We start from the raw sequence: 22,265 nt of genomic DNA, 5'->3' as shown, positions 1-22,265 counted from the left end.
ATCATGGGTGCTATCCCTCTCGAGCATGGTCTGGCGGTCGCCGGCATCCTGTTCTGCTTAGGTCTGGTCGGGCTGATGGTCCGCCGCAACATCCTCTTCGTGCTCATGAGCCTGGAAGTCATGATGAACGCCGCAGCCCTGGCGTTCATCGTCGCCGGTGCCCGTTGGGTCCAGCCCGACGGTCAGGTGATGTTCATTCTGGTGATCAGCCTGGCAGCCGCCGAGGCCAGCATTGGCCTGGCAATCCTGCTGCAGCTGTATCGCCGCTTCCACACTCTCGACATCGATGCTGCCAGTGAGATGCGCGGATGAACCTTCTCTTCCTGACTTTCGTCTTTCCCCTGATCGGCTTCCTGCTGCTGTCGTTCTCGCGCGGGCGGTTCTCTGAGAACCTGTCCGCCCTGATCGGCGTCGGTTCGGTCGGCCTCTCGGCCGCGACCGCCGCCTACGTGATCTGGCAGTTCAACGTCGCGCCGCCTGAAGGCGGTGCGTACAGCCAGCTGCTGTGGCAGTGGATGTCGGTGGACGGCTTCGCGCCGAACTTCACCCTGTACCTGGACGGCCTGTCGGTCACCATGCTCGGCGTGGTCACCGGCGTGGGCTTCCTGATCCACCTGTTCGCCTCCTGGTACATGCGTGGCGAAGCCGGTTACTCGCGCTTCTTCTCGTACACCAACCTGTTCATCGCCAGCATGCTGTTCCTGATCCTGGGCGATAACCTGCTATTCATCTACTTCGGCTGGGAAGGTGTAGGCCTGTGCTCCTACCTGTTGATCGGTTTCTACTACAGCAACCGCAACAACGGTAACGCGGCACTGAAGGCCTTCATCGTCACCCGCATCGGCGACGTGTTCATGGCCATCGGCCTGTTCATCCTGTTCGCCCAGCTGGGTACGCTGAACGTCCAGGAACTGCTGGTGCTGGCACCGCAGAAATTCCAGGCGGGCGACACCTGGATGGTCCTGGCCACCCTGATGCTGCTCGGTGGTGCGGTCGGTAAATCGGCCCAGCTGCCGCTGCAGACCTGGCTGGCCGACGCGATGGCCGGCCCGACCCCGGTTTCGGCACTGATCCACGCCGCGACCATGGTCACCGCAGGCGTCTACCTGATCGCCCGTACCCACGGCCTGTTCACCCTGGCGCCGGACATCCTGCACCTGGTTGGCGTAGTGGGTGGCATCACCCTGGTACTGGCCGGCTTCGCCGCGCTGGTGCAGACCGACATCAAGCGTATCCTCGCCTACTCCACCATGAGCCAGATCGGCTACATGTTCCTCGCCCTGGGCGTTGGCGCATGGGACGCGGCGATCTTCCACCTGATGACCCACGCCTTCTTCAAGGCCCTGCTGTTCCTTGCCTCCGGTGCGGTGATCGTTGCCTGCCACCACGAGCAGAACATCTTCAAGATGGGCGGCCTGTGGAAGAAGCTGCCACTGGCCTACGCCAGCTTCGTGGTTGGTGGTGCTGCCCTGGCCGCCCTGCCGATCCTGACCGTGGGCTTCTACTCCAAGGACGAGATCCTCTGGGAAGCCTTCGCCAGCGGCAACACCAACCTGCTGTACGCAGGCCTGGTCGGCGCGTTCATGACCTCGCTGTACACCTTCCGCCTGATCTTCATCGCCTTCCACGGCGAAGCGAAGACTGAAGCCCACGCTGGCCACGGCATCAGCCACTGGCTGCCGCTGGGCGTGCTGATCGTGCTGTCGACCTTCGTCGGCGCCTGGATCCACCCGCCGCTGGCAGGCGTGCTGCCTGAGAGCGCCGGCCACGCCGGCGGCGAAGCCAAGCACTCGCTGGAGATCGCCTCGGGCGCCATCGCCATCGCCGGTATCCTGCTGGCTGCGGTGCTGTTCCTGGGCAAACGTCGCCTGGTCACCGCGATCGCCAACAGCAGCATCGGTCGCGTCCTGTCGGCCTGGTGGTTCGCCGCCTGGGGCTTCGACTGGATCTACGACAAGCTGTTCGTCAAACCTTACCTGCTGATCAGCCACATCCTGCGCAAGGACCCGGTTGACCGCGGTATCGGCCTGATTCCTCGCATGGCTCGCGGCGGCCACGTCGCCATGAGCAAGACCGAGACCGGTCAGCTGCGCTGGTACACCGCCTCTATCGCCGTAGGTGCCGTGCTCGTGCTCGGCGCCGTGGTAGTGGCCGCGGTATGACCATGAATATTGCGAACCTCGCGAACCTTGCGACTCTGCGAAAGGAAACGAACCCGTCATGATTCTGCCTTGGCTGATCCTGATCCCCTTCATCGGCGGCTTCCTGTGCTGGCTGGGTGAGCGCTTCGGCGCCACCCTGCCGCGCTGGATCGCGTTGCTGACCATGTCCCTGCTGCTCGGTATCGGCCTGTGGCTGTGGGGCACCGGTGACTACACCCTCGCCCCCGCTCCGGGCGCCGAACCTGCCTGGGCTGTGGAATACAAAGTCCAGTGGATCCAGCGCTTCGGCATCAGCATCCACCTGGCCCTGGACGGCCTGTCGCTGCTGATGATCCTGCTCACCGGCCTGCTCGGTGTGCTGTCGGTGCTGTGCTCGTGGAAAGAGATCCAGCGCCACGTCGGCTTCTTCCACCTCAACCTGATGTGGATCCTCGGCGGCGTGGTCGGTGTGTTCCTGGCGCTGGACCTGTTCCTGTTCTTCTTCTTCTGGGAAATGATGCTGGTGCCGATGTACTTCCTCATCGCGCTCTGGGGTCACAGCTCGGCAGATGGCAAGAAGACGCGGATCTACGCGGCGACCAAGTTCTTCATCTTCACCCAGGCCAGCGGCCTGATCATGCTGGTGGCGATCCTTGGCCTAGTGCTGGTCAACTACAACGCCACCGGGGTGATCACCTTCAACTACAGCGACCTGCTCAAGGCACAGCTGCCGCCAGGTGTCGAATACCTGCTGATGCTGGGCTTCTTCATCGCCTTCGCGGTCAAGCTGCCAGTGGTTCCGTTCCACTCCTGGCTGCCTGACGCCCACGCCCAGGCGCCGACTGCAGGCTCCGTCGACCTCGCCGGCATCCTGCTGAAGACTGCGGCCTACGGCCTGCTGCGCTTCGCCCTGCCGCTGTTCCCGAACGCCTCGGCCGAGTTCGCGCCGATCGCCATGACCCTGGGCCTGATCGGTATCTTCTACGGCGCCTTCCTGGCCTTCGCCCAAACCGACATCAAGCGCCTGATCGCCTTCTCCAGCGTCTCGCACATGGGCTTCGTGCTGATCGGTATCTACTCCGGCAGCCAGCAGGCCCTGCAGGGTGCGGTGATCCAGATGCTGGCCCACGGCCTGTCGGCTGCGGCGCTGTTCATCCTGTCCGGCCAGCTCTACGAGCGCCTGCACACCCGTGACATGCGCCAGATGGGCGGCCTGTGGCACCGCATCGCGTATCTGCCAGCCATCAGCCTGTTCTTCGCCGCCGCGTCGCTGGGCCTTCCGGGCACCGGCAACTTCGTCGGCGAGTTCCTGATCCTGATCGGCAGCTTCGCCCACGTGCCATGGATCACCGTGATTGCCACCACCGGCCTCGTGTTCGGCTCGGTCTACTCGCTGATCATGATCCACCGCGCCTACTTCGGTCCGGCCAAAGCCGACACCGTGCTGGCCGGCATGGACGGACGCGAGCTGATCATGGTGCTGGGCCTGGCGGTGCTGCTGATCGTGCTGGGCGTCTACCCGCAGCCGTTCCTCGACACCTCTGCCGCCACCATGAGCGGTGTGCAGCAGTGGCTCGGTTCCGCTTTCACTCAACTCGCTTCGGCCCGGTAAGAGCGCTATGGAATTCACCACTCAACACTTCATCGCATTGGCGCCGATGCTGATCACCACCATCACCACGGTGGTGGTGATGCTGGCGATCGCCTGGAAGCGCAACCACTCGCAGACTTTCCTGCTGTCCACCGTGGGCCTGAACCTGGCCCTGCTGTCGATCCTGCCGGCACTGAAAGTCGCACCGCTGGCGGTCACCTCGCTGGTGACCATCGACAAGTTCGCCTGCCTGTACATGGCGATCATCCTGGTGGCCACCCTGGCCTGCGTTACCCTCGCCCACGCCTACCTGGGCGAAGGCTCCAAGGGCTTCCCGGGCAACCGTGAAGAACTCTACCTGCTGCTGCTGATGTCGGCGCTCGGGGGCCTGGTGCTGGTCAGCGCCAACCACCTGGCAGGCCTGTTCATCGGCCTGGAGCTGCTGTCGGTGCCGGTCTATGGCCTGGTAGCCTACGCGTTCTTCAACAAGCGCTCGCTGGAAGCCGGCATCAAGTACATGGTGCTCTCGGCTGCAGGTTCGGCCTTCCTGCTGTTCGGCATGGCCCTGCTCTACGCCGATGCCGGCGCCCTGACCTTCGACCAGCTGGGCAAGGCCCTGGCCGCCACCAGCATGCCAAGCCTGCTGGCCCAGCTGGGCCTGGGCATGATGCTGGTAGGCCTGGCCTTCAAGCTGTCGCTCGTGCCTTTCCACCTGTGGACGCCGGACGTGTACGAAGGTGCCCCGGCACCGGTCGCCGCCTTCCTGGCCACCGCCAGCAAGGTTGCGGTATTCGCCGTGGTCGTGCGCCTGTTCATGCTCTCCCCTGCCGCCAGCAGTGGCGTGCTGAGCACCGTACTGGCAGTGATCGCCGTCGCCTCGATCCTGGTCGGTAACCTGCTGGCGCTGACCCAGAGCAACCTCAAGCGTCTGCTGGGTTACTCGTCCATCGCCCACTTCGGTTACCTGGTCATCGCCCTGGTGGCGAGCAAGGGCCTGGCACTGGAGGCCATGGGCGTGTACCTGGTCACCTACGTGATCACCAGCCTGGGCGCCTTCGGCGTGATCACCCTGATGTCCTCGCCGTACGCCGGCCGTGACGCCGACGCGCTGTACGAGTACCGCGGCCTGTTCTGGCGCCGTCCGTACCTGACCGCGGTACTGACCGTGATGATGCTGTCGCTGGCCGGTATCCCGCTGACTGCAGGCTTCATCGGCAAGTTCTACATCATCGCCACCGGCGTCGAATCGCACCTGTGGTGGCTGGTCGGTGCTCTGGTGATCGGCAGCGCCATCGGCGTGTACTACTACCTGCGGGTCATGGTGACCCTGTACCTGGTAGAGCCGAACCTGCGTCGTCACGATGCGCCGCTGAAGTGGGAACAGCGTACCGGCGGCGTCATGCTGCTGGCCGTTGCGATCCTGGCCTTCGTGCTGGGTGTATACCCGCAGCCGTTGCTGGAACTGGTTCAGCAGGCTGGCCTGCACCTGGTGGGCTGATCCGTTCTGCGCTGTATCAAGACACCCCGCCTCGGCGGGGTGTCTTGTTTCAGGGTCCGGCAAAACCGGCCACCGCCTTCAACTACAGCGAGCACGGTCACGCGCCGGGCATTCAGCTCGGTGCAGATTCAATGCGGTATTGATAATGCCGATGTGACTGAACGCCTGGGGAAAATTCCCCAGCATTCGCTGCCCGAGCGGATCGTACTGCTCGGCCAGCAGGCCCACGTCGTTGCACAACCCGGTCAGGCGGTCATACAAGGCCTGCGCCTGGACCTGACGCCCCAGCAGCACATACACGTCAGCCAACCAGAACGAACACACCAGGAAGGTCCCCTCCCCCGGCGCAAGGCCATCGCTGCAACTGTCGCTGTCGTAGCGCAGCAACAAACCATTTTTCAGCAGACGATGCTCGATCTGTTCCAGCGTCCGCAAGAAGCGCGGATCTTCCGCTGGCAGAAAACCGGTCAGGGCAATCTGCAACAGGCTGGCATCGAGCTCGTCCGAACCATAGGCCTGCACGAAGTACTGCCCACCAGCGTCCAGCCCCTGCTCGCACACCTCTCGGTGAATCTGCTCGGCTACCTGACGATAATGCCTGCCCCGTTCGCGATCCTCCTCGGTGGTTTCAGCCAGACTCGCCGCACGGGCGAACGCAACCCAGGCCATCACCTTCGAATGCACGAACTGTTGGCGACCGCCACGCACCTCCCAGATTCCTTCGTCGGGCTCGCGCCAGATGCGCTCCACATACGGCATGATCAACCGGGCGATTGCGGCACTGCGAGGGTGGCGGGGCAGCCCGCCCTTGATCGCCTGGGCCATGGCATCGGCCACCTCACCATAGATATCCAGCTGGCGCTGCCCGGAGGCTGCGTTGCCGATGCGCACCGGGCTTGAGCGTTCATACCCGGCCAGCCAGGGCAAGGTGAACTCGGCCAGGTCGCGCTCGCCTGCCAGGCCATACATGATCTGCATCTGCTCCGGATTACCGGCCACCGAGCGCAGCAGCCATTCGCGCCAGGCCTGCGCTTCATCGAAGTACCCCAGGTTCATGAACGCCAGCAGGGTCATGGTGGCGTCCCGCAACCAGCAATAGCGATAGTCCCAGTTACGCTCGCCACCAATGCGCTCGGGCAGCGAAGTGGTGGCCGCAGCGACGATCCCGCCGGTGGGCGCATAGGTCAGCGCCTTGAGGGTCAACAGCGACCGACGCACCAGAGCGCTGTGCGGCCCCATGTCAGGGCAGCGGGCAGCGAAGTCCTGCCAGTGCTCCAACGTGCGCGCCAGCGCCTGATCGGCGTCGAAATCCGGCGTGTCGGGCAGGTGCGAGGGTTGATGACGCAAGGCGAACACCTGCCGCTCGCCCGCGCCCACATGAAAGCGGCAGACGCTGTGATGGTCCATTGCATGCAACGCGACCGTGCTACGCAGGATCAGCCGGTCGGGGCCGGCAACGGCACTGAGGGTCAGTGGATCGAGCCGCTCCACCCAGGGAACACTGCGGCCATAGTCGAAGCGCAGCACCAGATCGAGCTCGAATCGGGTCTCCCCCGAAAGACCTTCGACGATTCGTAGCACGGCGTTCTCTTCACCCAGGGGCATGCAGTCGAGTACCCGAGCACGGCCGCTGGCAGTGGTCCAGGTGGTTTCCAGTACCAGGGTATCGCCCAGGTACTGCCGGCTGCACTGCTCCACCGGGTCACTGGGCGCCAGGCGCCAGCGACCATTTTCTTCATTGCCGAGCAAGGCGGCGAACACCGCCGGGGCGTCGAAACGGGGCAGGCACAGCCAGTCGATCGAACCATCGCGGCTGACCAGGGCTGCGCTACGGCAGTTGCCAAGCAGGGCATAGTCTTCGATGTGCGCGGGCATTGGAGCTCCTTGGATTGAGGCTTGGGTTCGCTCTGTTGCTTGTGACCACAACCGAGCACGCTTTGCGCCCCTCGCCCGAATCCTGCAGTACATCAACGACGTCGCCCCCCTGGCCTGCTACTGTTCTCCCCAGCCCCAACCCGTGAAGGATCACCCTGCCCCATGTCTTCCGACCTGCTCCTGGTCCTCGGCCTGCTGGCCATCGTCGTCACCCTGTTCATCCTCAACCGCCCGCGCATGGATGTGGTTGCCCTGTTGGTGATCCTGTTTCTGCCGCTGTCCGGCATCCTCACCGTCGAGCAGGCCCTGGCCGGCTTCAGCGATCCCAACGTGGTGCTGATCGCCGCGCTGTTCGTGATCGGCGAAGGCCTGGTGCGCACCGGCATCGCCTACCGCATCGGCGACTGGATGAGCGAACGCGCCGGCAACAGCGAGGCACGCTTACTGGTGCTGTTGATGGTCGCAGTCGCCGGGCTTGGCTCGGTAATGAGTTCGACCGGGGTGGTAGCGATCTTCATCCCGGTGGTGCTGAGCATCGCTGCGCGTCAAAAGCGCTCGCCAAGCCGCCTGATGATGCCGCTGAGCTTCGCCGGCCTGATCAGCGGCATGCTAAGCCTGGTGGCGACGCCACCGAACGTGGTGGTGCACAGCGAGCTGGTACGCCATGGGCTGGAGGGCTTCAATTTCTTCAGTTTCACCCCGTTCGGCCTGGTCATCCTGGTGCTGGGCGTGGGCTACATGTTGCTGACCCGCCGCTGGCTCAACGGCGAGGTGCGCAAGGACGGCCGCAGCGAAAGCCGCCGCACCCTGCTCGACCTGGTGCTGGACTACAAACTCAGCGGCCGCGAGCGGCGGCTGCGCATTCGTCCACATTCGCCGCTGATCGGCCATACCCTTGGCGAACTCGAATTACGTACCCGCCATGGCGCCAATGTGGTCGGCATCGAGCGCCAGCACAAATTCACCACCCGGGTGATCGCCGCCGACTCCGGCACCTTGCTGCAACAGGGCGATGTGCTGCTGCTCGACCTCTTCGCCAATCGCGACGATCTGCGCAGCCTGTGCCAGACCATGCAACTGGAACCACTGCACTTCAAGGCCGCCTACTTCATCGATCAATCGCAGGAAGTGGGCATGGCCGAGGTCTCGCTGCCGCCCGGTTCGCAACTGATCGGCAAGACTATCCTGGAGCTGGCCTTTCGCAGTCGCTACGGCCTCAATGTGGTCGGCCTGCGCCGCGAGCAGAACGCGGTCGATGAGCAACTGGTGGAAGAGAAACTGCGCCTGGGCGATACCCTGCTGGTCATCGGCCCCTGGAAGGCCGTGCGCCAGTTGCAAAGTCAGCCGCGCGACTTCCTGGTACTCAGCCTGCCAGCCGAAGTCGATCAGGTGGCGCCTGCGCGCGCCCGTGCTCCGCACGCCTTGCTGAGCCTGGCGGTGATGGTCGGACTGATGGTCAGCGGCCTGGTACCCAATGTCCTCGCTGCGCTGATCGGCTGCCTGTTGATGGGCGCCGGGCGCTGTATCGACATGAACAGCGCCTACCGCGCGATCCATTGGCAAAGCCTGGTACTGATCGTCGGCATGCTGCCCTTCGCCCTGGCCCTGCAGAAGACCGGCGGCATCGACCTGGCCGTCACCGGGCTGGTCGGCCTGCTCGGCGGCGCCGGCCCGCTGGCCATCCTGGCCTGCCTGTTCGCCCTCACCGCAGTGATCGGGCTGTTCATCTCCAATACTGCTACGGCAGTGCTCATGGCTCCGGTTGCGATCAGCACGGCGCAACAGCTGGGGATGTCACCGTACCCCTTCGCCATGACCGTGGCCCTGGCCGCCTCGGCAGCCTTCATGACGCCGGTGTCCTCGCCGGTCAATACCCTGGTGCTCGGCCCAGGCCAGTACCGCTTCGCCGACTTCGTCAAGATCGGTGTGCCCTTCACCCTGCTGGTGATGGGAGTGACCGTGGTGATGGTGCCCTGGTTCTTCGGGTTGCAGTGAGCCGGCTGAAAACCTGTACCAAACCTGAAATATCAGGGAGGATCGGCACAAACTAATATCCAATTGACATCAATTCGTTTCATGAACCACACTGCAAGCCATGTGTCCCAGGTGTTCGCTGTAGTCGTCCTGGATTACGTTTCCGCTTGTCGGTCGAGCCCATGGTGTTTTCAGCCCAGTCGCGCCTGCTGCCTCCGTTGATCCTGTTTGGCCTGACCTTCGCCCTGACGCTGGGCGGCATCCTGGCCAGGCCGATCGAATCCCTGTCGCTGTTCTGGCCGGTCAATGCGGTGTTGGCCGGGGTTCTGCTGCGCCATCCCCGCCAGGGCAGTATCCTGGGCGTGGCCCTGATGTACCTGGCGATGGTCAGTGCCGACCTGATCTGTGGCAGCGAGTGGCGCCCGGCCCTGTGGTTCAACCTGTGCAACGTCGGTGCGATCGTCACCTTCTGGCGTTTGTTGGCGCACTTGCCCCGCTCCCACCGGCGCCTGCGTACACCTCACGGCGTACTGCGCGTGTTCGCTGCCTGTGCCGCAGGGGCCGTGGTGGCTGCGAGCCTCGCCTGCGTGATGGCCGCGCCCTGGTTCGATCAGTCATTGCGCACCACCTGGCTGGCCTGGTTCAGCGAACAGTTCTCCACCAGCGTACTCGTGCTGCCGATCATGCTCACTGCGCCGTCGCTCCCGGCCCTGGTGCGCAGCGGAGGGCTGCCTGTGCGACTGGCACCCTTGCTGGTGCTGCTGGCGTCGCTGGTGCTCAGTATCGTTTTCGGCGGCCCTGGCGCAATCGCCTTCCCCATTTCTGCGCTGCTGTGGTGCGCCCTGAGCTACTCCCCCTTCATGCTTTCGTTGCTGACCCTGACAGCGGGTAGCACCCTCATCGTTGCCGTAGCCCAGAACCTGATGCATTTCAGCGTGCCGCAGAGCGAGCCTGGCGTCACTGCGCTGATGTCGGCTCGCCTGGGCATCGCCATGCTGGTGCTCGGGCCTCTGATGGTGGCCTGCGTGAGTAACGCCAACCGCGCCCTGCTGTCGCGCCTGGCGCACCAGGCGACCATCGATCACCTGACCGGCGCCCTGACACGCAGCGCCTTCACTCGCCAGGCCAACGCCCTGCTCGAAGGCCGGCAGCAGCATGCCCAGACGCTGCCGCTGACCTTGATGATGCTCGATATCGACTACTTCAAGGCCATCAATGATCGCCATGGCCACGCCGTCGGCGACCACGTCCTGCGCCAATGCGCCAGGGCACTGCAGGACCAACTGCACGATGGCGAACTGTTCGCACGCCTGGGTGGCGAGGAGTTCGTCATCGTCATTCCGGGGCTGGCTCCTGAACAGGCCGCGTTCACTGCCGAGCGTCTGCGCCGGGCCGTGCAGGACCTGCAGATGGTGCAAGGCGAGGTGCCACTGCGTATCACCGTGAGCATCGGTGTCAGTGGCTGCAACGATAGCCAACCGATAGCCGACCTTGATGCCTTGCTGGCCGACGCCGACCAGGCGCTGTATCGCGCCAAGGCCCATGGCCGCAATCGTGTCGAGCAGGCCCAGCGCCAGGTCGTCTGAGTCAGCCGATCAGGTCCCACGAAAGCTTGCCGATCAGCACGCACAGCAGCACCAGGAACAGCCCGCGCACGAACCCTGCCCCCTTGCGTACCGCCAACCAGGTACCCGTCAAAGCCCCCAGGATGTTGAACACCGCCATCGGCAATGCAATGGCCCACAGCACGTTACCCGAGGGCACGAAGAACACCAGCGCTGCAAGATTGGTGGCGATGTTCACAAGCTTGGCCGACGCCGAGGCGTGGAGAAAATCCAGGGCGAAAAAGCGGATGAACAGGAAGATCAGGAAGCTGCCCGTGCCAGGGCCGAACAGACCGTCATAGAAACCGATGGCACCGCCGATCAGTACCGCCAGGCACTGTTCCCTGCGGCCGATGCGCGTCGGTGTGTGCACGGCACCGAAGTCCTTCTTGCAGAACGTGTAGATCGCCATCAATACGATCAGCACCAGCACCGCTGGGCGCATCACGCTCGGAGGGACCAACGACACGGTCGCAGCCCCGACGAACGACATCACAAAGGCACTGGCCATCGCCGGCACGATCAGCCCCCAGTCGAGGCTGACCTTGCGAATAAACGAGCGCGCAGCGAAAGCCGTGCCGCACACCGACGCGAACTTGTTGGTGCCCAGCAGCGCTGCCGGTTGAGCACCGGGCAACACATTGAACAATGCAGGAATCTGGATCAGCCCGCCGCCGCCGACCGCAGCATCGATCAATCCGGCAGCGAAAGCGAACAGGGACAACAGGACGATATCCGTCATTTGAAAGGTTCCAGGCAGGGAGAGCGTGCGCAAAGCCTAATCAAATGGCCACACCTGTGTTGAAATGCCATATTGCACAAACCGCAATGAGGAACTCGCCATGGCACTGGACATGCTGCGCGAAATACAGGCCTTCGTCAGCGTCGCCCACAAGCGCAGCTTCGTTGCCGCTGCCCGCGCGTTGGGGCGCTCACCCAGCGCCGTAACCCGTGCGGTGCAAGCACTGGAGGACAACGCTGGCACCCGCCTGCTCAATCGCAGTGCCAACGCCGTGACCCTGACCGAAGCCGGTGAGCACCTGCTGCCACATGCACAACGCTTGCTGGAGGTGCAACGTGATGCCGCCGATGAGCTGGCGGCGCTGAGCGGTTCGGCACAAGGCTGGATCCGCTTCGCAGTGCCCGAACTGTTAGGCCAGAAAGTACTGCCAGCGGTACTCGCCGACTTTTCCCAGCGTCACCCCCAGGTAACCCTGGACGTACAGTTCGTCGACCAGGCCCTGGACCCGGTGCAAGGCAAGTTCGATTTCGTCGTGCGCGGCGCCTTTCCCCAGTCAAGCGAACTGATCGGCTACCCACTGTGGAACTACCGCCGCCACCTGTACGCCAGCCCGGCGTACCTGCAGCAACACGGCTTGCCACTGGAGCCAGAGGAGTTGAGCGGCCATGCGCTGATCCTGCACACCGCTCCGCGCATCCTCAAGGCCTGGCATTTCTGCCGCGACGGCCAGATCACCAGCCTGCGACCACGTCCGCGCCTGCGCCTGTCCGCTGGCACTGCGGTGTATCAAAGCGCGTTGGCAGGCGCCGGCATCGCCCGCCTCGCCGACTGGCTGGGCGAACCACAAGTGCAGGCCGGGCGCTTGCTGCGGGTATGTCCGGCGTATCACCTGACCTCCAGCAGCGGCCAGGATCCACAGATGCATGCGCTCTATCCGCCAGGCGAACAACCGGCTCGGGTCCGTGAACTGCTGCAAGCGCTGCGGCGTGCGCGTCCCTGACCCTCAGATGGTGCTGTACAAATTCTGCTCAATTTAACAAAGGCCGCTTCACTCCTGGCTTGTAGCGTTTTATCCACAGACCTACCCACGTTTTTTGTGGACAGAATTCCGAGGCCAGATAACGACTTATCGCACACGCACCAGTGCAGCATTGGCCAGCTTGACCAATTCGATCCACTCGCCAACGTTGATCGCCCCGGCCTGCTCGAGTTGTCCGGCACAGACCAGTGCCTGCTCGTAATCCCGTTCGCTGGCGATACCTGTGCCAACGAACCGCTCCCGCCACTCCAGCATCGCTGCAGTGCCCTTCTTGCTTTCCATGTACGACTCCGAGACAGGTGGGCTGCCGTCAAGCCAAAACTCCAGACGCCCCCACGCTCAGGGGCCGAAAACGGCCGCGGGAGATTACACGAGCGGTCATCAGACAAGAATAAATATCAACAAGAAGCCGACGGAAAGTCGATGAGAGGCGTAGCAGGAGGTAAAACGCATCAAGCCCGTCTCACGGGTAGACGGGCTCGGGTAAGTTGGACGGGCATTTCAGCCCGGCGGGATGGTACCCAGCAAGCCGATCAGGATCGTCAGCATCAGGAAACCACCCAGGAACAACGCAAGCTTGCCCATTGGAACCTCGACAAAGTGGGGACTGAACGGCAGAGCTGCCCGTCAGGATACGGTGCAGCCGCGCTTGCCCAGCGCATACCGCTTCGTACGGCTGGGCTTGAGGGGCATTGTCAGGCCTTGGCTGATACGGTTACAGATTCAGGTTGCTGGAAAAAAAGCATATCAGATTGATCGTTCAGTCCATCTGTCGCAACTTTTCCAACGGCAACCACCCCAGTTCACCGTTGCGCTGGCGCCGACACCAGAGCCAGCCGTTCAAGCGCCGCAGCCCCACCATCACCTGCCCGGGATCAGCGTCCAGCTCATAGGCCGAGTACGACTCCAGTGCCCGCCCCTGGCCAACACCGAGCCGCTCGATCAGTTGCCCCGGTACCCAGCCTGGCTCTTGCCCCTCACAACTGCACAGGTACCAGTCCTGCCAGTCTTCCTCGCCCTCGTAACGCTGCCCGATCTGCAACAACGTCCCTCGGGCGAAGCTGATGGGTCGAGGGTATTCACTGCGATGGCTTTCGATCACCACGTATTTCATATGCCGCTCCCTGGCTATAGAAGAATCAGTCCTGGCAGTCGTTCAGAGGCTCATGACCATTTCATGCCAAGCCATGCCACCGTGATCGGAGCTGGAAGGTTTCACGTACTCGTATCCCATCTTTTCGTACAACCCTACATGCTGGTCTTTGCACATCAGGTGAATGGTCGCCTTGCCACGTTCACGCATCTGCGTGACGAAGCGCGTCATCAGTTGACCGGCGAAACCGCGCCCCTGAAACGCCGGATCGACCACCACCGACATGATCACCACATTGGGCGCCTGGGCATCGTGCCCGACCAGTTCCTTGAACGCCTCATCGGACATCACCACCTCGTGGGCACAACCACTGTTGATGAAACCCACCACTTGGCCGTCCTGTTCCAGCACCAGGAAACCCTCCGGGTACTGGGCGATGCGCGTGGCAATCTTCTCCCGCGTGGCCGCTTCGTCGCCTTCGTAGGCAGTGATTTCGATGTGGTGGCAGCGATCTACATCGGCAAGTGAGGCGAGACGAAACAACATTGTGTTCATGGCATTCCAGACCGTACGCAAAAGCACCATCCTACTCCGTTTGCCGCAAACTCATCGGGCCAGGACGACCTTCTGGAGGATATCCGTACAATAAATGGCGGCTGATCTGTGCTCAGAATCCCATCAGTTGTAGAATGCCGCACTTTTTCTCCCGTTCGACACTTGGCCTGGCGAGCAGCTCCTTGACCAATTCCAAAAACGCTTTACCGGTACGTGTATTTCGTCACGACATCAACGGACTCCGAGCATGGGCGGTGATGGCGGTGGTGTTATACCACTTCGGCGTATCCGGATTTCTCGGTGGTTTCGTCGGTGTCGACATCTTCTTTGTCATTTCAGGCTTCCTGATGACTTCGATCATCGTTGGAGGTCTCGAGCACGAGGGCCGCTTTTCGCTGGTTGCGTTCTACCTTTCCAGGGCAAGGCGCATATTGCCGGCCCTGATAGTCCTCTGTGCGGCGCTGATGTCGGCAGGTTGGTTCCTGCTCCCGCAGGAGGACTACCAGATGCTGGCCAGACACACGATGTCGGCACTGACCTTCCACTCCAATTCGACATTCTGGCAAGAGGCGGGATACTTCGACACCAGTGCCTACGACAAGTGGCTATTGCACACCTGGTCGTTGTCAGTCGAGTGGCAGTTCTATCTGCTACTGCCGTTGGTCCTCATGGTGATCAGGCGACTTTCGGGCCGACAGAACGTAATGATCGCCCTCATGACATTGCTTGCGGCCGGCTCACTGACCGCCTCGATTCTCATATCGTCGGCTTATCCTTCGGCAGCCTTCTATCTGCTGCCCATGCGAGCATGGGAGATGCTCGCGGGTGGGCTCGTATTCCTGCTAGGCCGTAGGGTCCGTCCCATACCACTGATCAAATCCTGCGCGTGGGCCGCAGGATTCGCATTGATAGTGGTTTCGATCCTGTCAATCAGACCGGGTGCTGGGTGGCCGGGGTGGCAGGCACTATTGCCTGTTCTAGGCAGTGCGCTGGTCATTCTGGCGGCTCGGCAGAACAGTCTCCTGACCAGCCCGACAATCCTGCAATGGCTCGGCGATCGTTCGTATTCGATCTACCTGTGGCACTGGCCGATCGTCGCCGCACTGGTGCTGCTGGAGCTGCGCCAACAGCCCGTCCCGACAATGACAGGCCTGCTATTGAGCCTACTGCTGGGGCATATCTCGTACACAATTGTGGAGAAAAACACCCAGCGCCTACTCTCCACCAAAACCCATGCGGTCGCCCTCGCGAGCATCGCAGTTGCAACTCTACTGGTCATTGTGCCTAGCCTGCTTGTCGATCGCAGTGCAGGCGTACCAACGCGAACCATCGCGCTGGAGGCGCAGGCGATTCAGCGCGAAGCTGCCGTCAGAAATCCGCGCCTGACAGAGTGTTTCGTCAACGCTAACAAACATAAGGTGACTGACGCCCAATGCACTTACGGCGGGCCAGAACTTGGGGTGATCGTATTGGGCGACAGCCACGCAGCATCTATCGTCAGAGCGGTGGAGCGATCACTACCCGAGGCTCGTCTCCATGTACTCGACTGGGAGCTTCACAGCTGCCCCACCATTTTCGGTATCCGACTCACCTCCGACCCGAACAATACATGCAGCGAGTTTCTTGACCTCGCGCTGGAAAAGCAGAAGACGCTCCCCTCCAATGTACCGCTGCTGATTGTCAGCAGGACCTCAAGCTCCCTCTTTGGGCCCAACGAGCCTGACAGGGTCGCGGAGGTGGATACGCCCGTGTTCTATATCACCAAGCCCTATGCATCCGTAACGCCTGAGTTTCTCGCCGAAATGAGGAACGGTATTATCCAGACCGCGTGCGAGTTCGCCAAGACTCGGCCTGTTTATATGGTTCGCCCATTCCCGGAACTCAAGATCAGTGTACCCAAGACGATGGCACGCCGCGCGATGCTGCCGATTGGCACTCAAAGAGTCTCGATCAGCCTCGAGGAGTACATGCAGCGCCATGCGTTCATCTGGGAAACCCAGGATGCGGCGGCGAAGCAGTGTGGAGTCAAGATTCTCGACCCGCTACCTTATCTGTGTGATCAGCAACGCTGTTACGGCGATCACGAAGGAATGCCGCTGTACGTCGACGACGACCACCTCAACGAGCACGGGGGCGATCTGCTGATACCGATGTTCTCGAATATCTTCAGTACCGAACATTCTCACTGAGTCAACGAAGCTACTATCATTTCCACCTTTTAACACCACCAAGGAAGGCGCCAAACACAATGCAGGAAAACAGGTGGCCTATCGACCTGATATCGACGGGCTTCGCGCCAGCCGTATTGTTAGTACTTCTGTTCTACTTCGAGCTCGGAGTTTCCGGCGGTTTCGTGGGTGTTGATGTATTCTTCGTGACCTCCGGCTACGTGATCACCGGAGTCATTCGCAACACCATCAATGCGGGACGATTCTCGTCACGGACTTCTACGCAAGACGGCTGCTGCGCCTGCATCCGACGCTGATCGTAACGGTGCTGCTCACGCTGTGCGCCGGTTACCTGCTGATGGAGCCTGCGTCGTTCAAAACCCTTGCACAGTCGTCTCAGTACTCGCTGTTTTCCGCGTCGAACTCCTATTTCTGGCTGAACCAGGGATACTTCGACGCAGCGGCACAGACACAACCTCTCTTGCACACCTGGTCCCTGGGTGCAGAGTGGCAGTTCTACGTGGTATGGCTCTTCATTGTCTGGGCTGCATTGAAAGTCTCCGATCGTTTTTTCGCTCGCTTGCTTGTCGCCATGACCCTTGCATCTCGGGTGGCCTCGCAAATCGTGCTCGGTCATGACGCATCTGCCGCCTATTTCATGATGCCTTATCGAGTTTTCGAACTGTCCATCGGCGCGATGCTAGCGTTCATCAGCCATCAACGCATGAGCCCCGGAGTTGAATCCGGCCTGGCGCTTTCTGGCGTCGTGCTCATCATCGGTTCGACAATGTTGCTCGAATTCTCATCCCCTTCCCTGGCTTGCGAGCTTTTGTACCTTGCCTGGGCGCCGCTGCAAGCATTCACGCTGGGCGGGCACGGGCTGCCGCCGTATTGCACACCTGGCCCACGGTCAAGCTGGGATTTGATTTCATATTCCTTCTACTTAGTGCATTGGCCGCTGGCAGTATTCTGCAAGTACTACCTGTTCCGCCCGCTTGTGGGGGCTGAGAAAGTCGGATTGCTGATCGCTTCGATCGTTCTGGGTTACCTGATGTACCGCATGGTGGAAACTGTCTTCATGCGTAAAACTCGCTGGGTCAAGCCTGTCGGGATGACTGCCGTGACGTGTGCAGTCGCGGCCTTGCTCCATCTTGCTCACATCGTCGTGATGCAGAACGGCATGAAGGAAAGGATACCCGCCGACTACCTAGTGTTTGCCGACGACTCCGTCAACTTCCATGCCACACACTATGGCGGCACAGGTTTCGCGCTCGACACTTCGCTGGGCCAAGTGGATACCCCAACGGCGACATCTTTGCATTGCTGTACGCCAGCGAGCTGGACAAGCACTTGAAGGAAAGCGGCGAGAGTGTAGGTGGGGTTTTCCAGCGTGGCTGCGTGCTTTCTGGCGAATATACCCGCATTTTCAACAATGTACCTCGCCAGGACTGCCGCAACACCTCTACCAGCGCCATGGGTAAGCTGAAAGACAACGATCTCCCGTTCGTGCTGGCAGAAAGCTGGGAAGGCTACAAAAGCATGATCGCCGACAGCAAGGGCGATCAAGTCGATAGGAGTAACGATGAGGACTACCAGCACGTCATCATCGATATGCTACGGCGCTTGCGAAACGATATTGGAGATAGGCCTTTCATCATCGTCGGCATACAGCCCTATTTCTCGATGGAAAACTCCGCAGGCTCCTGCCTTCTGCGACCACAATTCGTCTACCAAGGCTGCCAGGCAAGCATGAACTATCCGAGCGAGCAGGCCTATCCTCATCGCTTCAACCAAGCGCTGCGCACCTTCGCCGAAAAGACGGAGAACACCCACTACGTAGAGCCCTCTGACTACCTTTGCCCAGACGATAGCTGCGGCGCGGCGATTGATGGAAAATTGCTTTATTCCGATGCTGTACATTTGTCGCTAGACGGATCCGACATCGCTGCCAAGGCGATCCTGGATGCCTTGCACAAATTGGGTCGGTGATGCTCACGGGCCGACATACCTGAAGCAGCGATCCAGTTGTGTATACCCGTGTATCAGAGCCTTTGCCTGATACACGGGAAAACCCTTCCCGCTTGATCGGACACACCTGCGATACACCGCGACATTCTACTGGCGCGATAACCCACCCATAGCCCAGCCAAGGAACTGTCCATGTTCAGCAGCCACCCTCGTCGCTTCCGTTATCCCGCCCTGCTCGCCGCTGCCCTGGTTCCGCTGAGCCTCGTCGCCAGCGGCGCAGCCCAGGCGGCCGACATCACGCTCGACACGACAAAGGCGCAGCCCCCCCACAACAGCTTCGGCCCGCTCAAGCACATCAAGGCCGGCGTGCTGGATGTCGCCTACGTCGAACAGGGCCCCGCCGACGGTCCCGTAGTCATCCTGCTGCACGGCTGGCCCTATGACATCCACAGCTTCGAAAGCGTGACGCCCCTGCTCGCTGCCAAGGGTTATCGCGTCCTGGTGCCCTATGTTCGCGGCTACGGCGACACCCGCTTCCTCTCCGACAAGACACCTCGCAACGCTCAACCCTCGGCCCTGGCCAGCGATGTGATCGCCTTCATGGACGCCCTGCACGTGCAAAAGGCCGTGCTCGCCGGCTTCGACTGGGGTGCGCGCAGCGCCGACATCGTCTCGGCCCTGTGGCCCGAGCGGGTCAAGGCGCTGGTCTCGGTCAGCGGCTATCTCATCAGCAGCCAGGAGGCCGCCAAGGCCCCGCTGCCGCCCAGTGCCGAGCTGCAATGGTGGTACCAGTTCTACTTCGCCACAGAGCGCGGCCGTGCCGGGTATGAAAAGAATCGTCATGACTTCGCCAAGCTGATCTGGCAGCTCGCCTCGCCGAAGTGGGCATTCGACGATGCCACCTTCGATCGCAGTGCCAAGGCGCTGGACAACCCTGATCAGGTGGCGATCACAGTCAACAACTACCGTTGGCGCCTGGGCCTGGCGCAGGGCGAGACTCAATACGACCCGCTGGAAGCGAAACTGGCCAAGTTCCCCGCAATCACGGTACCGACCATCACCCTCGAAGGCGACGCCAACGGCGCACCGCATCCGCCGGCAGACGCCTATCGGCAACGTTTTACCGGGAAGTACGAGCATCGCCTGCTGACCGGCGGGATTGGCCATAACCCACCGCAGGAGGCACCTGCTGCCTTCGCACAGGCGGTGGTGGACGCCGACCACCTTTGACCGGCCCTGGCTCATCCGCAAACAAAAGCCCTGGCATGCCAGGGCTTTGTGCGCAGGAGAACAGGTCATCAGGACAATAAAGGTCAACGGCCTGTGGCAGGTCGGAATCCCAGCAGTGCTTTGGTCCGAGCATTGGACGCACCCCGGATCGCTGCATGATAGAACAGCGCCTCCTGCCAAAACTGACCAACGCCTGTTCTGGGGTCACCGAGTCTGGCGCCCGGCAATCAGCACCTTCATCGCGCCAACTCCTCGACGGCCTTAGGCGTGTTGCGGAAACTGATGGCCATACGGTTGTAGGCGTTCATCAAGCTGATGGCGATCGTCAGGTCGATCAGCTCGCGCTCGGCAAACACCAGGCGGGCTGCTGCATAGGCGTCATCCGGCACACCGGTCTGCTCCACTCGCGTGACCTGCTCGGCCCAGGCAAGTGCCGCCCGCTCGCGCGCATCGAACAGATCGCCCGCTTCTGCCCAGGCCTGGACCAGGGCGATCTTCTCGATCTTCTGGCCTTTCTTGATCAGGTCGCGGGTATGCATGTCCAGGCAATAGGCGCAGTTGTTGATCTGCGAGACCCGCAGGTAGACCAGTTCTACCAGCGTTGCATCGGGGCCGCTCTGCATGACATAGGCGTAGACCCCTCCCAGGGCCTTTGCCCCACCGGGTGCCAGTTGGTTGTAATCGAGTCGGTTGGTCATCTTACTTCTCCCCGGCCTGTGCGACAGGTGTGGTGAGGGCTTTGTCATCGCTATCGACAATGAAGACCGCGAGCAACTTCGCAGGCGCTGTCTTGCTGGCGTTACGGCTCACGGTATGACGCGCGCCGGGATTCTCGTACCAGCTTTCACCGGCCTTGAAGACCTGCTTGGGGCCATCATCGACCTGGGACTCGATGGCCCCCGATACGACATAGGCGTAGATGAATGCAGATTGGGCATGCACATGCGAAGGCGACTGTGCCCCCGGCGCATAGTCCACCTCGACCGCCACCAGCGATTTGCCTGGAATGTTGGGAATGGCATGTTCGAAGTTGGGCGTCACTACCTCGCCGACACCATGCGCCTGGGCCGTCAGCGAAGCGCCCACCAGGACGCCGGCAAAAAGGGTAGCCGTGAGCGAAAAACGCTTCATCGAGAGTTCCTCATGGAATGAATGGCAACGTCAGTCTCGGTGCTATCTGGTACATTAAAAAGCACCAAAAACACATTTTTTACATGTACCAGGCGGCTACCTCGTCGCGTCCAGGCCTAAATACTCATGTCGCTCAACGTCAGCATCGACCGCGCTGCAAAAACACCCTTGACCGAGCAGATCCGCGCCAGCATTTGTGCCGCGATCGAATCCGGCGTAATCAAGCCTGGCGCACGCCTCCCCTCCTGGCTGGACCTCGCCGCCCAGTTGGGCGTAGCGCGCGGCACCGTGCGCGCCGCCTACGAGATGCTCGTGGACGCCCAGCTCGTGGTCGCCTCACGGGCGGATGGCACACGCGTCTGCGACCGGCCAGCACTGCCCGCGCGCGAAGAGACACCCCCGCGCGAAACACCGTTCATGGAGCTTTACCGTGAGTTCACCGCAGGCCCTGCAATCTTCCAGCTCGGTGTGCCGGCCCATGAAAGCCTGCCAGCGAGGCTGTTCAGCCAAATTCGCTCACATGCCATGCGCTCGGAGATGCGCGGCTCGATCCAGTACCCCGACCCGCGGGGCGAACTGGAACTGCGCCGGGTGGTGGCCGCCTATGTGGCTATCGCCCGAGGCATCGAGTGCCTGCCCTCGCAGGTGATCATCACCAGTGGATTCGCTGGCGGGCTCGGCCTGCTTCTGCAGACGCTGAACATCGGCGGCCGCAAGGCCTGGATCGAAGACCCCGGCTTTCCGTTCTCCCGAAAAGGCCTGGAGCTCGCCGGGCTGGTGCCGGTCCCCGTACCGGTGGACGCGTCGGGCATGGACGTCGAACAGGGCCGGCGCCTGGCGCCGGATGCCGCCGTGGCGCTGGTCACCCCCGGACAGCACGCCCCACTGGGCGTCACGTTGTCCCTGCCCAGACGCCTGAACCTGCTCGACTGGGCCGCGCAGAACAACGCCTGGATCATCGAAGACGACTACCTCAGCGAGCTGCAATTGGAGTCCAGGGCAGCACCCGCCCTCGCCTCCCTGGACCGCAATGGCCGTGTGGTGCACATCGGCTCCTTCAGCAAGACCATCAGCCCCGCGCTGCGCCTGGGCTTCCTCATTGCCCCACCGGCACTGGCCCCCAGGCTCGGCGAAGTCGCCGCCTGCCTGAGCCCCGCGCCAGGTCCCGCCGTGCAACTGGCCACGGCGGAATTCATGCAGCAGGGGCATTACCTGCGCCATCTTCGCCGGGCGAAACGCCTGTACCGCAGCCAGCGTGACGAACTGCTCAGCGCCTTGAAAAAAAGGGCACTGGGCGCCGAAATCTGCACTGCCGGGCTGGCGGTGCTGTTGCGACTGCCGGCTGGGACGCCGGATGTGAGCATTGTCAGAGAGGCGTCGATGTTCGGCATGTCGCCTGGGGCATTGTCGTCGTGGTATCTGGATCAGGCGCAGGCCAGTAGCGGGATTCTGCTTGGTATTGCGACCAGCTCGGGGCGAGAGCTGGAGCGGTGCTGTGATCGGCTGGATGAGATTGTTGGGCGGTTTATTGAGGGGTAGCGGTGCGCGCTGTGAACAACGCACTCGCAGTTCTGGCTGAACACGACTAATCACTGGTTCGAGGTAGTCGGAGAAAGCTCCCCTTAGCTCGTTCATATGACGCTCACACGCCATGCA

The 22,265-nt window shown here is 62.0% G+C and carries 19 protein-coding genes; 12 read left to right on the top strand and 7 right to left on the bottom strand.

The features are described 5' to 3' along the window. Positions 1 to 3: 3 nt before the first annotated feature. The 4 genes from nuoK to nuoN are packed head-to-tail and all read left to right on the top strand — an operon-like array spanning position 4 to position 5,230. A complete protein-coding gene (nuoK, locus tag APH44_RS10870) occupies positions 4 to 312 on the top strand; it encodes an NADH-quinone oxidoreductase subunit NuoK (RefSeq protein WP_023631349.1) in 309 nt (102 codons plus the stop codon). After that, a complete protein-coding gene (gene nuoL, locus APH44_RS10865; RefSeq protein ID WP_054892699.1) occupies positions 309 to 2,162 on the top strand; it encodes an NADH-quinone oxidoreductase subunit L in 1,854 nt (617 codons plus the stop codon). Before nuoK ends, nuoL begins: the two co-directional genes overlap by 4 nt. A gap of 58 nt (positions 2,163 to 2,220) precedes the next feature. Beyond that, positions 2,221 to 3,753: an NADH-quinone oxidoreductase subunit M gene (gene nuoM, locus APH44_RS10860; protein WP_054892698.1), complete on the top strand. Its 1,533-nt coding sequence runs from the start codon at positions 2,221 to 2,223 to the stop codon at positions 3,751 to 3,753. Positions 3,754 to 3,760: 7 nt separating this feature from the next. Further along, entirely contained in the window at positions 3,761 to 5,230 is a 1,470-nt protein-coding gene (nuoN, locus tag APH44_RS10855; RefSeq protein ID WP_054892697.1) for an NADH-quinone oxidoreductase subunit NuoN, read from the top strand. A 78-nt stretch (positions 5,231 to 5,308) separates the two neighbouring features. Here nuoN and APH44_RS10850 read toward each other — a convergent pair whose 3' ends face one another. After that, positions 5,309 to 7,105, bottom strand: coding sequence for a glycoside hydrolase family 15 protein (locus tag APH44_RS10850; RefSeq protein ID WP_054892696.1), 1,797 nt, complete (start codon positions 7,103 to 7,105; stop codon positions 5,309 to 5,311). A gap of 162 nt (positions 7,106 to 7,267) precedes the next feature. On the opposite strand from APH44_RS10850, the gene APH44_RS10845 reads away from it, so the two are divergent. Together APH44_RS10845 and APH44_RS10840 are read left to right on the top strand one after the other, a co-directional pair. After that, positions 7,268 to 9,100: an SLC13 family permease gene (locus APH44_RS10845; protein WP_054892695.1), complete on the top strand. Its 1,833-nt coding sequence runs from the start codon at positions 7,268 to 7,270 to the stop codon at positions 9,098 to 9,100. A gap of 146 nt (positions 9,101 to 9,246) precedes the next feature. Next, positions 9,247 to 10,665: a GGDEF domain-containing protein gene (locus APH44_RS10840; protein WP_054892694.1), complete on the top strand. Its 1,419-nt coding sequence runs from the start codon at positions 9,247 to 9,249 to the stop codon at positions 10,663 to 10,665. Between the two features lies 1 nt (position 10,666). Here APH44_RS10840 and APH44_RS10835 read toward each other — a convergent pair whose 3' ends face one another. Beyond that, positions 10,667 to 11,425 carry a TSUP family transporter gene (locus tag APH44_RS10835; protein WP_054892693.1) on the bottom strand — a complete coding sequence of 253 codons (759 nt, stop codon included), beginning with the start codon at positions 11,423 to 11,425 and terminating at the stop codon, positions 10,667 to 10,669. Positions 11,426 to 11,525: 100 nt separating this feature from the next. Here APH44_RS10835 and APH44_RS10830 point away from each other — a divergent pair, with 100 nt between their 5' ends. After that, on the top strand, positions 11,526 to 12,425 hold the full coding sequence (locus APH44_RS10830) for a LysR family transcriptional regulator (protein WP_054892692.1): 900 nt from the start codon (positions 11,526 to 11,528) through the stop codon (positions 12,423 to 12,425). Positions 12,426 to 12,551: 126 nt separating this feature from the next. Here the strand turns inward: APH44_RS10830 and APH44_RS10825 are convergent, their stop codons facing one another. The 3 genes from APH44_RS10825 to APH44_RS10815 all read right to left on the bottom strand — a co-directional run bounded on the left by APH44_RS10825 (position 12,552) and on the right by APH44_RS10815 (position 14,112). After that, positions 12,552 to 12,746 (bottom strand): hypothetical protein, encoded by a 195-nt coding sequence (locus APH44_RS10825; RefSeq protein ID WP_054892691.1) that lies wholly within the window; start codon positions 12,744 to 12,746, stop codon positions 12,552 to 12,554. 478 nt (positions 12,747 to 13,224) lie between these two features. Further along, positions 13,225 to 13,578, bottom strand: coding sequence for an SH3 domain-containing protein (locus APH44_RS10820; RefSeq protein ID WP_054892690.1), 354 nt, complete (start codon positions 13,576 to 13,578; stop codon positions 13,225 to 13,227). Positions 13,579 to 13,620: 42 nt separating this feature from the next. Further along, positions 13,621 to 14,112, bottom strand: coding sequence for a GNAT family N-acetyltransferase (locus APH44_RS10815; RefSeq protein ID WP_054892752.1), 492 nt, complete (start codon positions 14,110 to 14,112; stop codon positions 13,621 to 13,623). Positions 14,113 to 14,294: 182 nt separating this feature from the next. On the opposite strand from APH44_RS10815, the gene APH44_RS10810 reads away from it, so the two are divergent. From APH44_RS10810 to APH44_RS10790, 4 genes are all read left to right on the top strand, one after another. Beyond that, positions 14,295 to 16,301 (top strand): acyltransferase family protein, encoded by a 2,007-nt coding sequence (locus tag APH44_RS10810; protein ID WP_177339340.1) that lies wholly within the window; start codon positions 14,295 to 14,297, stop codon positions 16,299 to 16,301. 178 nt (positions 16,302 to 16,479) lie between these two features. Further along, on the top strand, positions 16,480 to 17,634 hold the full coding sequence (locus APH44_RS10800; RefSeq protein ID WP_082420834.1) for an acyltransferase: 1,155 nt from the start codon (positions 16,480 to 16,482) through the stop codon (positions 17,632 to 17,634). Continuing rightward, the gene (locus APH44_RS10795) at positions 17,631 to 18,269 is read left to right on the top strand and encodes an SGNH hydrolase domain-containing protein (protein ID WP_156343744.1); all 639 of its coding nucleotides are present in this window, start codon (positions 17,631 to 17,633) and stop codon (positions 18,267 to 18,269) included. The genes APH44_RS10800 and APH44_RS10795 overlap by 4 nt, the downstream gene beginning before the upstream one ends. Positions 18,270 to 18,440: 171 nt before the next feature. Next, a complete protein-coding gene (locus tag APH44_RS10790) occupies positions 18,441 to 19,478 on the top strand; it encodes an alpha/beta fold hydrolase (RefSeq protein ID WP_054892685.1) in 1,038 nt (345 codons plus the stop codon). 236 nt (positions 19,479 to 19,714) lie between these two features. On the opposite strand, the gene APH44_RS10785 is transcribed toward APH44_RS10790, so the two are convergent. Together APH44_RS10785 and APH44_RS10780 are read right to left on the bottom strand one after the other, a co-directional pair. Beyond that, on the bottom strand, positions 19,715 to 20,176 hold the full coding sequence (locus APH44_RS10785; RefSeq protein ID WP_054892684.1) for a carboxymuconolactone decarboxylase family protein: 462 nt from the start codon (positions 20,174 to 20,176) through the stop codon (positions 19,715 to 19,717). Between the two features lies 1 nt (position 20,177). Continuing rightward, positions 20,178 to 20,609, bottom strand: a complete 432-nt coding sequence (locus APH44_RS10780) for a cupin domain-containing protein (RefSeq protein ID WP_054892683.1) — start codon at positions 20,607 to 20,609, stop codon at positions 20,178 to 20,180. Positions 20,610 to 20,735: 126 nt separating this feature from the next. On the opposite strand from APH44_RS10780, the gene APH44_RS10775 reads away from it, so the two are divergent. Beyond that, positions 20,736 to 22,148 (top strand): PLP-dependent aminotransferase family protein, encoded by a 1,413-nt coding sequence (locus tag APH44_RS10775; RefSeq protein WP_054892682.1) that lies wholly within the window; start codon positions 20,736 to 20,738, stop codon positions 22,146 to 22,148. Positions 22,149 to 22,265: the final 117 nt, after the last annotated feature.

The organism is Pseudomonas sp. NBRC 111143 (genome assembly GCF_001320965.1).
Lineage (GTDB): Bacteria > Pseudomonadota > Gammaproteobacteria > Pseudomonadales > Pseudomonadaceae > Aquipseudomonas > Aquipseudomonas machongensis.
Note: the sequence above shows the minus strand (reverse complement) of the source record. Positions and strands in the feature narration are given on the sequence as shown.

Excerpts from the sequence above, each read along its gene's own strand:
- APH44_RS10780 (WP_054892683.1), bottom strand. The coding sequence starts at position 20,609 with ATGAAGCGTTTTTCGCTCACGGCTACCCTTTTTGCCGGCGTCCTGGTG.
- APH44_RS10775 (WP_054892682.1), top strand. The coding sequence starts at position 20,736 with ATGTCGCTCAACGTCAGCATCGACCGCGCTGCAAAAACACCCTTGACC.
- APH44_RS10815 (WP_054892752.1), bottom strand. The coding sequence starts at position 14,112 with ATGAACACAATGTTGTTTCGTCTCGCCTCACTTGCCGATGTAGATCGC.
- APH44_RS10790 (WP_054892685.1), top strand. The coding sequence starts at position 18,441 with ATGTTCAGCAGCCACCCTCGTCGCTTCCGTTATCCCGCCCTGCTCGCC.
- APH44_RS10830 (WP_054892692.1), top strand. The coding sequence starts at position 11,526 with ATGGCACTGGACATGCTGCGCGAAATACAGGCCTTCGTCAGCGTCGCC.
- APH44_RS10785 (WP_054892684.1), bottom strand. The coding sequence starts at position 20,176 with ATGACCAACCGACTCGATTACAACCAACTGGCACCCGGTGGGGCAAAG.
- APH44_RS10845 (WP_054892695.1), top strand. The coding sequence starts at position 7,268 with ATGTCTTCCGACCTGCTCCTGGTCCTCGGCCTGCTGGCCATCGTCGTC.
- nuoL (WP_054892699.1), top strand. The coding sequence starts at position 309 with ATGAACCTTCTCTTCCTGACTTTCGTCTTTCCCCTGATCGGCTTCCTG.
- APH44_RS10835 (WP_054892693.1), bottom strand. The coding sequence starts at position 11,425 with ATGACGGATATCGTCCTGTTGTCCCTGTTCGCTTTCGCTGCCGGATTG.
- APH44_RS10820 (WP_054892690.1), bottom strand. The coding sequence starts at position 13,578 with ATGAAATACGTGGTGATCGAAAGCCATCGCAGTGAATACCCTCGACCC.
- APH44_RS10825 (WP_054892691.1), bottom strand. The coding sequence starts at position 12,746 with ATGGAAAGCAAGAAGGGCACTGCAGCGATGCTGGAGTGGCGGGAGCGG.
- nuoM (WP_054892698.1), top strand. The coding sequence starts at position 2,221 with ATGATTCTGCCTTGGCTGATCCTGATCCCCTTCATCGGCGGCTTCCTG.
- nuoN (WP_054892697.1), top strand. The coding sequence starts at position 3,761 with ATGGAATTCACCACTCAACACTTCATCGCATTGGCGCCGATGCTGATC.
- APH44_RS10850 (WP_054892696.1), bottom strand. The coding sequence starts at position 7,105 with ATGCCCGCGCACATCGAAGACTATGCCCTGCTTGGCAACTGCCGTAGC.
- nuoK (WP_023631349.1), top strand. The coding sequence starts at position 4 with ATGGGTGCTATCCCTCTCGAGCATGGTCTGGCGGTCGCCGGCATCCTG.